Annotated in this window: 9 protein-coding genes; 4 read left to right on the top strand and 5 right to left on the bottom strand. The window is 61.0% G+C overall.

Annotated elements, in window-relative coordinates:
- The coding region (locus M0954_RS02605; RefSeq protein ID WP_297351495.1) for a LysR family transcriptional regulator at nt 1-809 on the bottom strand (809 nt) is incomplete at its 3' end.
- A gap of 132 nt (nt 810-941) precedes the next feature.
- Between M0954_RS02605 and M0954_RS02600 the strand changes: the two genes are divergently transcribed.
- Nucleotides 942-1,724, top strand: a complete 783-nt coding sequence (locus tag M0954_RS02600) for a glucose 1-dehydrogenase (RefSeq protein ID WP_297351494.1) — start codon at nt 942-944, stop codon at nt 1,722-1,724.
- Between the two features lie 368 nt (nt 1,725-2,092).
- Here M0954_RS02600 and M0954_RS02595 read toward each other — a convergent pair whose 3' ends face one another.
- From M0954_RS02595 to hemL, 3 genes are all read right to left on the bottom strand, one after another.
- Complete coding sequence (locus tag M0954_RS02595; protein WP_297351492.1) at nt 2,093-2,722, bottom strand: riboflavin synthase; 630 nt, start codon at nt 2,720-2,722, stop codon at nt 2,093-2,095.
- A 16-nt stretch (nt 2,723-2,738) separates the two neighbouring features.
- The gene (gene ribD / locus M0954_RS02590; RefSeq protein ID WP_297351489.1) at nt 2,739-3,872 is read right to left on the bottom strand and encodes a bifunctional diaminohydroxyphosphoribosylaminopyrimidine deaminase/5-amino-6-(5-phosphoribosylamino)uracil reductase RibD; all 1,134 of its coding nucleotides are present in this window, start codon (nt 3,870-3,872) and stop codon (nt 2,739-2,741) included.
- 69 nt (nt 3,873-3,941) lie between these two features.
- A complete protein-coding gene (gene hemL / locus M0954_RS02585; RefSeq protein ID WP_297351487.1) occupies nt 3,942-5,234 on the bottom strand; it encodes a glutamate-1-semialdehyde 2,1-aminomutase in 1,293 nt (430 codons plus the stop codon).
- A 250-nt stretch (nt 5,235-5,484) separates the two neighbouring features.
- Here hemL and M0954_RS02580 point away from each other — a divergent pair, with 250 nt between their 5' ends.
- Both M0954_RS02580 and oxlT read left to right on the top strand, forming a co-directional pair.
- Complete coding sequence (locus M0954_RS02580) at nt 5,485-6,297, top strand: GntR family transcriptional regulator (RefSeq protein WP_297351484.1); 813 nt, start codon at nt 5,485-5,487, stop codon at nt 6,295-6,297.
- 230 nt (nt 6,298-6,527) lie between these two features.
- On the top strand, nt 6,528-7,811 hold the full coding sequence (gene oxlT / locus M0954_RS02575; RefSeq protein WP_297351482.1) for an oxalate/formate MFS antiporter: 1,284 nt from the start codon (nt 6,528-6,530) through the stop codon (nt 7,809-7,811).
- Nucleotides 7,812-7,881: 70 nt separating this feature from the next.
- Here oxlT and M0954_RS02570 read toward each other — a convergent pair whose 3' ends face one another.
- The gene (locus tag M0954_RS02570; RefSeq protein WP_297351479.1) at nt 7,882-8,466 is read right to left on the bottom strand and encodes a hypothetical protein; all 585 of its coding nucleotides are present in this window, start codon (nt 8,464-8,466) and stop codon (nt 7,882-7,884) included.
- 234 nt (nt 8,467-8,700) lie between these two features.
- On the opposite strand from M0954_RS02570, the gene M0954_RS02565 reads away from it, so the two are divergent.
- A complete protein-coding gene (locus M0954_RS02565) occupies nt 8,701-9,912 on the top strand; it encodes a Bcr/CflA family multidrug efflux MFS transporter (protein WP_297351498.1) in 1,212 nt (403 codons plus the stop codon).
- The last annotated feature ends 80 nt before the right edge of the window (nt 9,913-9,992 follow it).

The raw sequence follows: 9,992 nt of genomic DNA, 5'->3' as shown, positions 1-9,992 counted from the left end.
ATATAGACCTCGAGCGGGTCCGGTTGCCATCGCGCGAGAATGGGGATAAGTCTCTTTTGCTCGATGAACGGGCGAACCATAAAGTCTAATGTGTGGACGATCCCCAAACCAGCCAGTGCAGTTGCAAGGTGTGAATTGCTTTCGCCTACAAGAACATCATTGCGTACACGAACCAGCGTGATGGTCTCCTCGTCGCGGCGAAACGTAAGGGGCTGCGTCATACCTGTGCTGGCAGAAAAGTATCCAACGACAGGCATGTTCTTATCCACGATTTCCTGCGGATGTTTCGGCGTGCCGTACTTCGCGAGATAACCGGGACTCGCACACGTGGTCCACGCAAGCGTCCCGATCGGATGCGTCACAAGATTCGGATCATCGGAGGTACTTCGAATTGCACAGTCTATGTTTTCCGCGACAAGATCCGCAGTACGGTCAGTGACGCTGAGCTGAATCTGTATATCCGGATAACGCTCAAGAAAGGCTGGCAATGCAGGAATGAGGATGCCGCTTGCGGTCGACCCTCCAGTCTCGACTCTCAGCACGCCACGCGGGCTCGCCTGTCCCCGGCCGAGCGTGGTCTCAATGTCATCGAGCTCGCTGAGCAGTTGCCGGGTGCGCTCATAGTAAGCCGCGCCATCTGTCGTCACGCTGACCCGGCGCGTATTTCGCTCCAGCAGTTTTACGCCAAGATGCGCTTCCAGCGATTGGACCCATTTGCTCGCCGTGGCATTGGGGATATCCAGCGAACGGGCTGCCCGTCCGAAGCCTCCAGTCTCAACAACGCGGACAAAGATACGGATTGCCTGCAAATGGTCCGTCGGTCCGCCTCGCTAATTATCCACTGGGGTGGATAGACAAACCATAATATACATATTTATCTTCATGAATGTTTAAATTAAGGTGAGGTTATTCGTCCACGCAGGTGAACCAGGAGCCTTGAAATGACAACCTCTATCTATGACAACATCCATTCGACCAGGCACGCGGGAAAGGTGGCGCTCGTGACCGGCGGTAGCACCGGAATTGGCCTCGCTACGGCCAGGCGTCTCGCTCGCGAAGGTGCAAAAGTGTTTATTACCGGTAGACGCCAGGCGGAACTAGACGCTGCAGTATCTGAAATCGGGAACGGGGCACGTGCGATTCGCGGTGACATTTCGTCGGCGGCAGACCTTAAGGCAATCATCGACACTGTGTCTGCGGAACATCAACGGATCGACATTCTCTTTGCCAATGCGGGTGGAGGCGAGTTCGTCCCTCTCGGCGAGATCACCGAGGCACAGTTCGACAAGTACTTCGGCATCAACGTGAAAGGCACCTTGCTGACCGTGCAGAGCGCATTGCCGCTCATGCGGGCCGGCAGCGCCATCGTGATAACAGGCTCGATCGCAGCAATACAAGGTACGCCGGCATTCGGTGTCTATGCGGCCACAAAGGCGGCCTTACGCTCCTTCGCGCGCACCTGGGCATCGGATCTCAAAGGGCGAGACATCCGCGTGAACGTGGTTGCACCCGGCGTCGTCGTCACACCTGCCTATAAGACTGAACTGAAACTAAGTGACGACCAGATTGAATCGTATTGCAAGCAAGTCTCCGAAACGACTCCTCTCGGTCGGGTGGGTAATGCCGACGAGATCGCAAAAGCGGTTTCCTTTCTCGCGTCCGACGATGCCAGCTATATCACTGGGACAGAATTGTTCGTCGATGGCGGACTCGCGCAGGTCTGATTCATCGGGCCGTTATTCTCGGCCACTTGCAAACGTGGATCAACGCCACAGGAAAGCTGATCGACAGCGCATTTGCGATCGTCCTGACATTCTCCGACGCGAAGATTGAGTTTTCAATGTCGAGCGGCGTACGCAGAAAACCGGCAAAAAGCCGCGAATTCTCCGCTCTGTCCGATCTGCGGCGACCACCGCCGATCTCATTGCCAGTGCGCCAGACAGCCGGTTTGGGCGCGTCGGGGAGGCGTTTTTTCGGAGGCGTGACGGCATACGAACCTTGGAAAACGGCCGTATACCGTCACAAAACCGTAGATCCAGCTGGACGCAGTGAGACGACCATCCAAGCTGATTTTTGAGAAATTCCCGTTATTTCAACGGGTATGCCCGTCCTGAGGTGTACTGAGCATCCGCTCCACATACCTTGCAATCAGATCGATCTCCAGATTAACCTTCGCCCCCTCACGCAGATTCTTAAGCGCAGTCACCTCAACCGTATGCGGAATGAGATTGATCGAAAACTCACAACCATCATCGCGATCCTTCACCGTGTTGACGGTCAGGCTCACACCATTCACAGTAATCGACCCCTTGTACGCGAGATAACGGCCAATCTCCTGCGGCGCCAGCACACGCAATTCATGCGACTCGCCAACCGGCGCGAAATGCGTCACTGTCCCAAGCCCATCCACATGACCCGACACAATATGCCCACCAAGCCGGTCATGCGCGCGTAGCGCTTTCTCGAGATTGACCTCACCCGGCTCGCCAAGCCCGGCCGTGCAGTTCAAGCTCTCGCGCGACACATCCACTTCGAACGAGTTGGAAGTCTTGGCCACCACGGTCATGCAGGCGCCTTGAATCGTGATGCTGTCGCCAAGCTGGACGTCCTCGAGATCGAGGCCGCCTGCGTTGACATTCAGGCGGACGCCCGCATCCCCGTCGCTGCCGAGGGGCTTGACTGATTCGATGCGGCCGACCGCCGCGACGATTCCGGTAAACATCGTGCTGATTCCTTGTTTAATTCCCAGTAGGGCGGGGCGCGGCTGGCGGCGCGAAGCGCGCCAGAATCCGCAGGTCGTCGCCGATCCGGTCGACGGCGTGAAAGTTCAGACGCACACGGTCTTCGAGCGCTAGCGGTGCGATCAGGCTGAACATGCCCATCGAGTCGGTGCCGAGCAGACTCGGCGCCAGATAGACCAGCAACTCGTCGACGCAGCCTTCGCGCAACAGCGAGCCGTTCAATTTATAGCCAGCCTCGACGTGCAGTTCATTAACCTGACGCTCGCCGAGCACCTTTAGCATGGCGGGCAGATCCACCTTGCCGGTGGCGTTCGCCATTTGAATGATCTCCGCGCCAAGATCACGCAACACGCTGGCGCGCTCGGTGTGACGCTCATCCAGGTTGCCGCAGAAAATCAGCGTCGGTGCGCCCGCAAGAATCTGCGCGGTAGGCGGCACGTCGAGCTGGCTGTCGATCAATACACGTTGCGGCTGGCGCGACGTATCCACGGCGCGCACGGTCATGCGCGGATCGTCTTCCCGCACAGTGCCAATGCCCGTGAGGATCGCCGACGCACGGGCGCGCCATGCGTGCCCATCTGCGCGTGCAGCGTCTCCCGTGATCCATTGGCTTTCACCGGATGGCAGTCCGGTGCGGCCGTCGAGCGAGGCGGCCACTTTCAGGCGCACCCATGGCCGGCCGCGCGTCATGCGCGACACGAAGCCGATGTTCAGTTCGGCTGCTTCATTGGCGAGCAGGCCGCAGCGCACTTCGATGCCCGCGTCGCGCAGCATCTTGAGGCCGCGCCCCGACACCTGCGGATTCGGATCTTCCATTGCCGCGACCACGCGTTCCACTTGCGCCTCGATCAGCGCGTTGGCGCACGGCGGCGTGCGGCCGAAGTGGCTGCATGGCTCGAGCGTGACGTAGGCGGTAGCGCCACGCAGATCGTGGCCGCGCGAACGCGCATCCTTCAGCGCCCGTACTTCGGCATGGTCCTGTCCTGCCGGCTGCGTGAAGCCCTCGCCAATCACCTCGCCGTTCTTGACCAGCACGCAGCCGACGCGCGGGTTCGGATCGGTCGTGTACAAGCCGCGCTTCGCGAGAGCAAGCGCGCGTTCCATATGGACGAAATCGGTTTGCGAGAACATCGGCGTCCGTTAAGTGCTGTGGCGTGTTCTGTCGTGAGTAGCGGTGTCTTGGTGTTTGCTTCAGGCGTCTCAGACGGCCAGTTCGGCGAAGGCGCCGCGTGCCGCATCGATCGTGGCGTCGAGGATCGCGTCGTCGTGGGCAATCGAGACGAAGCCTGCCTCATAGGCCGACGGTGCGAAATAGACGCCCGCGTCCAGCATCTTGTGAAAGAACGCATTGAAGCGCGGCACGTCGCTCTTGGTGACTTCGGCGAAGCTCGCCGGAATCTTGTCTGCGAAGTAGAGGCCGAACATGCCGCCGAGCGAGTCCGCCGCGAACGGCACTTTCGCTTCGCGAGCTGCGTTGCTGAGTCCCTGCACGAGACGCGTGGTGCGCGCACTGAGCGTCTCGTAGAAGCCCTGGGCCTGGATCAGTTGCAACGTCTTCAGACCGGCCGCCACAGCGATCGGGTTGCCCGACAGCGTGCCCGCCTGGTATACGCCGCCGAGCGGCGCGAGGTGAGCCATGATGTCGCGGCGACCGCCAAAAGCTGCCGCCGGCATGCCACCGCCGATCACCTTGCCGAGGCACGTGAGATCCGGCGTAATGCCGTAGATCTGCTGCGCGCCGCCGAGGGCGACGCGGAAACCGCACATCACTTCGTCGAAGATCAGCACGGCGCCGTATTCGGTACACAGGCGACGCAGGGCATTGAGGAATTCCGGCGTGGCGCGCACGAGGTTCATGTTGCCCGCCACCGGCTCGACGATCACCGAAGCGATCTCGTTGCCAAAAGCTTTAAATGCTTCTTCGAGCGCGGCGACGTTGTTGTATTCGAGGACGGTGGTGTGCTTGGCGATATCCACCGGCACGCCTGCCGAGGTCGGGTTGCCGAAGGTCAGCAGACCCGAGCCTGCCTTGACGAGCAGGCTGTCCGCGTGGCCGTGATAGCAGCCTTCGAACTTGACGATACGGCTGCGGTTCGTGAAGCCACGAGCGAGACGCAGCGCGCTCATGGTGGCTTCGGTACCGCTCGAGACCATGCGCACCTGTTCGATCGACGGCACCAACTTGCAGATTTCCTCGGCAATCTCGACTTCGGATTCGGTCGGCGCGCCGAACGAGAAACCGTTGACCAGCACCTTCTGCACGGCTTCGAGTACTTCGGGATGGACGTGGCCGAGGATCATCGGGCCCCATGAACCGATGTAGTCGATATAGCGCTGGCCATCCGCATCCCAGAAGTAGGCGCCTTGCGCCCGCTCGATAAAGCGCGGTGTGCCGCCGACCGAGCGGAAGGCACGCACGGGGGAGTTGACGCCACCGGGGATGGTGAGCTGGGCGCGCTCGAAAAGCGCTTCGTTGCGGGAATTGCTGGACATGGACGTTGGACCTGTCAGATAGGGATGCACAGAGGCGCGCGGGATCGACCGGCGGCCGGCGAAGACTCCGGCCCGCATGCTCGTTTCCCTGTTTCGCGGCAACTGAATGGTTATCTGAAATTGTACCGGAGTCGCGCATAGTCGGCGGGCGGCGGGGCGCAGCGGGGGTGTGGGAGATTTGCCGGGCGTGCGACGCGGCGAGGCAACGCCGCGTTTCGAGCGCCGATGTTTATTGGTATCCTCGTCCATCATGCGCGACACCCTTATTTCCGCAGCGGTTGCAACCGCCGAACCCGTGACCCCACCCGCTCCTGCACTGGCAGCCACGCCGGGTGCTGGTGCGTCGCGCGCGAACTACGTTTATGCACAGTTGCGCGACGACATCTTCGAATTGCGGCTGCTGCCGGGAGACCGTCTGACCGAAGGTGGCATCGCGGAGCGTTTCAACGTGTCGCGTACGCCTGCGCGGGAAGCCTTGCAACGGCTGCAGGGCGACGGTCTGATGCAAGGGTATGTGCGCGGCGGCTGGGAAGTCGTGCCGATCGATTTCAAGCGCTTCGACGATCTGTACGAAATGCGCGAGCTGATCGAAACCTTCGCGATCCGCCGGCTTTGTCAGCGCGATGGGTCGCTTACCGCCGGGTTGAGCGGCCTTCTCGATCAACTTGACGCGATCTGGCAGGCGCCGGCGGGCGAACGCCTCACTGACGGCCGCGAGGTGGCGGCGCTCGACGAAGCGTTTCATCTGGCGCTGGTATCGGCAACCGACAACGACGAACTGGCGGCCGCCCTGCAGCGCGTCACCGACCGCATTCGCGTCGTGCGGCGGCTCGATCTCGTGTACGGCAATTGCATCGACGAAACGTACCAGGAGCATGCCGCCATCCTCGCGGCGATTCGCGCGGGCGACACCGAAGCGGCGCTCGCCTGCATCACGCAGCACATTCACGGCAGTCAGGCCGAAGTGCGCAAGCTGACCGTGCACCGGCTCCATAGCGTGCGCACCAAGGCGGATCGTGCCGCGGTTACGGGCGCACCGCCAAAGGGCCGCGGCACCATCTAAATTCACCTGAGGGCCCCCTCAGCTGCCACGCGGCGCGCGCGGCCAGTATTCTCATCCTTGCCGGAAACCCCCGTCCCATAAGGATCTCCTCTCGATCGGGCTGACTCGCTCATCGATTCGGCATGCTTTTCGCTAATGTCGACGAGCTTGTATACATAGGGCGCCGACCGTAGTCCAAGTGAATCCGGGGTGATTCGAGCGGCTCGCGCCATTCGAAACGGAGAGCACCAATGAATAGCCGCACGCATGCGTTGAACGGCACGGCCGCGCCAATCGCGCCGTCAATCGCACGCACCCGCTGGTTTCAGCTTGCCCTCGGCCTCGTCTGCATGATGACGATCTCGAGCCCGCAGTATGTCTGGACCTTGATGACCAAGCCGCTTGCCGCCAAGCTGGGCATCGCCCTGCCGGAGTTGCAGGTCACCTTCTCGATTCTTGTGCTGTTGCAGGCGTTCTTTTCGCCGTTTCAGGGCGCGCTCATCGATCGCTTCGGCCCGCGCCTGCTGATCTCGATCGGTACGTTGCTGGCAGGCGTGAGCTGGGTGCTGGCGTCCTACGCGCACAGCACGCCCATGCTGTATCTCACCTATGGCGGCGTCGGCGGTCTCGGTACTGGCATTGTCTATGTCGGTGTGGTGGGATTGATGGTCCGCTGGTTTCCCGATCGACGCGGTTTCGCGGCAGGCGCGGTGGCGGCCGGCTATGGAATGGGTGCGATTGTCACGACCTTTCCGATCGCGGCATCGCTGGCCTCACGCGGCGTGGAGTCGACGTTGTGGCTGTTTGGGATCGTCTTTGCCGCGGTCGGGTTCATCGCTTCACAGGGGCTGCGCGCGCCGCCGGCGGATCTGGGCGCGAGCCTGCCGGGTACCCAGACGTCCGCCGCTGCGCGCCACTATCGACCGTCCGAGATGCTCAAGCAGCCGCTCTTCTGGTTGATGTTCCTGATGATGACAATGATGGCGACCTCCGGCCTGATGGTCACATCGCAGATGGCGACTTTCGCGGCCGACTTCGGCGTGAGCAAGGTCATGGTGTTCGGGCTGGCTGCATTACCTCTGGCGTTGACCATCGACCGCTTCACGAACGGTCTGACGCGGCCGCTGTTCGGCTGGGTATCGGATCGTCTGGGCCGCGAAAACACGATGGGATTTGCGTTCGCGCTGGAGGGCATTGCCATGACGCTTTGGCTGCTGACGCGCGATAACGCGGTGCTGTTCGTGCTGCTTTCGGGTCTCGTGTTCTTTGGCTGGGGAGAGATCTTCTCGCTGTTCCCGTCGACCTTGACCGATACATTCGGTACCCGTTACGCAACTGCAAATTACGGCTGGCTCTATATCTCGTTCGGAGTGGGCTCGATCTTCGGTGGTCCACTGGCCGCGCTGCTACATCAGCACACGGGCAGCTGGATCCCGGTATTCGGCTGCGCAATTGTGCTTGACCTGGGCACGGCGGCTTTGGCCATGCTGGTCTTGAAACCGGCACGCGGACGCTTCCTGAAGATGGCGCGTTAAGGTTCGTGGAGTGGTGGTGGGGCGCTGGCGATGCCCCGCGACATCCCCTTGGGCGCAGGAGGCAAACCCGTCAGGCGGCAGGCTTGCTTCGACGGGAGCTTTTACGCGTGACGCTGCCGGATTTCACCGTCTCTTCTCCAGCCCGCTTCGCCGCTGCATGAGCCGAAACCTTGCTGGAGTGCGTCGGACCTGACGGCGCATCGAGCTTTGGCGGCTTGCGCTTGCCTGTCAGCTCAGCCCAGCGTTTCTCTAGCGCGCCTTCGGCGACCGGCTTGATCGAGGTTCCCGATGCTTGCGCATCCCAGGTCTGCACGGAGAACGGGTGTACGCGCAAGGCGTCGCGCGTGACGACGACCTCCTGATGCGCGTCGACGAGCCAGTCGTAGACGAAATCAATGCACAGACGATAGCCGCGTTTGGAGTGTGCATCGGGCACCTCGTACGGAGCGCGCGTGACGTAGCCGGAACCGAATACACCGCGCGGTTCCTGGCTGACGCGATGGACGAACACACGATCGCCCGGCAGGATGCTGCGCGCGACGCCGCACCCCCAGACATCAGTCACCGCCTCGCCGGCGGCGACACGTTTGGCGGCATCGGGCAGCTCTGGCCACGGCCATTTCTTGGGGCTCCAGATCAGCAGGAAGGCGGTCATAACGGGCTAGAGGCGGGTGCGTTGGAATGGCCGTGTGGGGCTCAGGCGGCAGCTTAACCGATTGGTGGCTTGGCTGCGTTCATCGTCTGCGGGGTGTGCCGAAGGTCCACCCCGCCCGAGCGAGAGGGCGACTCCCCATTAACCGTCGCGTACAATTACAGCTGTAATGCCGCAATCTTTGCTGTTTTCCTGCAGTCCGACACGTTGTTGGTGGGCTGCCTCTTCTGGATTCCCATGTCTCACGTCACCCGACGCCGGCCCGATGGCCGGCTGATCCTGTTGCTTGGCGCACTCGCCGCGTGTGGGCCGATTTCGATCGATATGTACCTGCCGAGCCTGCCGTCGATAGCGCAGGCGTTCGTGGTCAGCATCAGTGCCGCGCAGACGACGCTCACCAGTTTCATGCTTGGCTTTTCGATTGGGATGTTGCTATACGGACCGCTTTCCGACTCGTACGGACGGCGGCCCGTGCTGCTGGGCGGGATCATCCTGTATGCGCTGGCGAGCATTGCTTGCGGATTCTCGTTTTCGATTGATTCGCTGGTGACGTTCCGTTTTTTGCAGGCGCTAGGGGCGGGCGCTGCATCCGTGCTCTCACGTGCGATTGCGCGCGACGCTCATGAACCGGCTGATGCGGCGCGGGTGTTGTCGATGCTATCGATTGTGACTTCGATCGGGCCGTTGCTGGCGCCGCTGATTGGCGGGCAGTTGTTGTTGCTGGGTGGATGGCGCGTGGTGTTCGTTGCGTTGACTTTGTTTGGCACGGTGTGCGCGGTGACGGCTTACCTGAAGGTTCCGGAGACATGGCCGCCCGAGAAGCGCAAGCACTCGGCGGTGCTGCAATCGTTTGGTGCGTATGGGAAGTTGCTGCGCGACCCTGTCGCGTGGGGGTTGATGTTATGCGGCGGGATGGCGTTTGCATCGATGTTCGCGTACATCACGGCGACGCCGTTTGTGTACATCGAGTATTTCCATGTTTCTGCGCAGCATTATGGGTTTTTGTTTGCGCTGAATATTGTTGGGATCATGTTGGGTAATTTTCTCAACACGCGGTTGATTGGCCGGTTGGGGTCGTTGCCGATCATTTCGTTTTCGGCGATCGTCAGTTGTGTGGCCTCGTTGTTTGTTTGTCTGGTTTGCCTGACGGGGTGGGGTGGGTTGTGGTCGATCGTTGCTGGGTTGTTTTTTGTCGTCGGGGTGGTAGGGTTGTTGTCGGCTAATTGCACGACAGATTTGATGCATCGGTATCCTCATAATGCGGGGGCTGCCGCAGCGGTTTTTGGGGCGGTGCAGTTAGCGCTCGGCGCGGTGTCTAGTGTTGCTGTTGGGCTTTGGCAGGGGGCTTCGCCTACGGGTATGGGGGTTACTGTTGGCGTTGCTGGGGTGCTTTGTTTTTGTGGGAGGGTTTTGGTTTTGCGGTGGCATGGGAGGGGGTACCTGGTGTAGTTGCTTAGTTTTTTTGCCTGCGCGGCGCTTGTCCGTGTTCTTAGGGCGTTGGCCTTTCCTTGCTTTGTTAGTGGTCTATT

The sequence above is a fragment of the Paraburkholderia sp. genome (assembly GCF_026225065.1).
Classification (GTDB): domain Bacteria; phylum Pseudomonadota; class Gammaproteobacteria; order Burkholderiales; family Burkholderiaceae; genus Paraburkholderia.
Note: the sequence above shows the minus strand (reverse complement) of the source record. Positions and strands in the feature narration are given on the sequence as shown.

Coding starts and splice junctions, on each gene's coding strand:
- M0954_RS02580 (WP_297351484.1), top strand. CDS start 5,485: ATGCGCGACACCCTTATTTCCGCAGCGGTTGCAACCGCCGAACCCGTG.
- M0954_RS02595 (WP_297351492.1), bottom strand. CDS start 2,722: ATGTTTACCGGAATCGTCGCGGCGGTCGGCCGCATCGAATCAGTCAAG.
- oxlT (WP_297351482.1), top strand. CDS start 6,528: ATGAATAGCCGCACGCATGCGTTGAACGGCACGGCCGCGCCAATCGCG.
- ribD (WP_297351489.1), bottom strand. CDS start 3,872: ATGTTCTCGCAAACCGATTTCGTCCATATGGAACGCGCGCTTGCTCTC.
- hemL (WP_297351487.1), bottom strand. CDS start 5,234: ATGTCCAGCAATTCCCGCAACGAAGCGCTTTTCGAGCGCGCCCAGCTC.
- M0954_RS02570 (WP_297351479.1), bottom strand. CDS start 8,466: ATGACCGCCTTCCTGCTGATCTGGAGCCCCAAGAAATGGCCGTGGCCA.
- M0954_RS02600 (WP_297351494.1), top strand. CDS start 942: ATGACAACCTCTATCTATGACAACATCCATTCGACCAGGCACGCGGGA.
- M0954_RS02565 (WP_297351498.1), top strand. CDS start 8,701: ATGTCTCACGTCACCCGACGCCGGCCCGATGGCCGGCTGATCCTGTTG.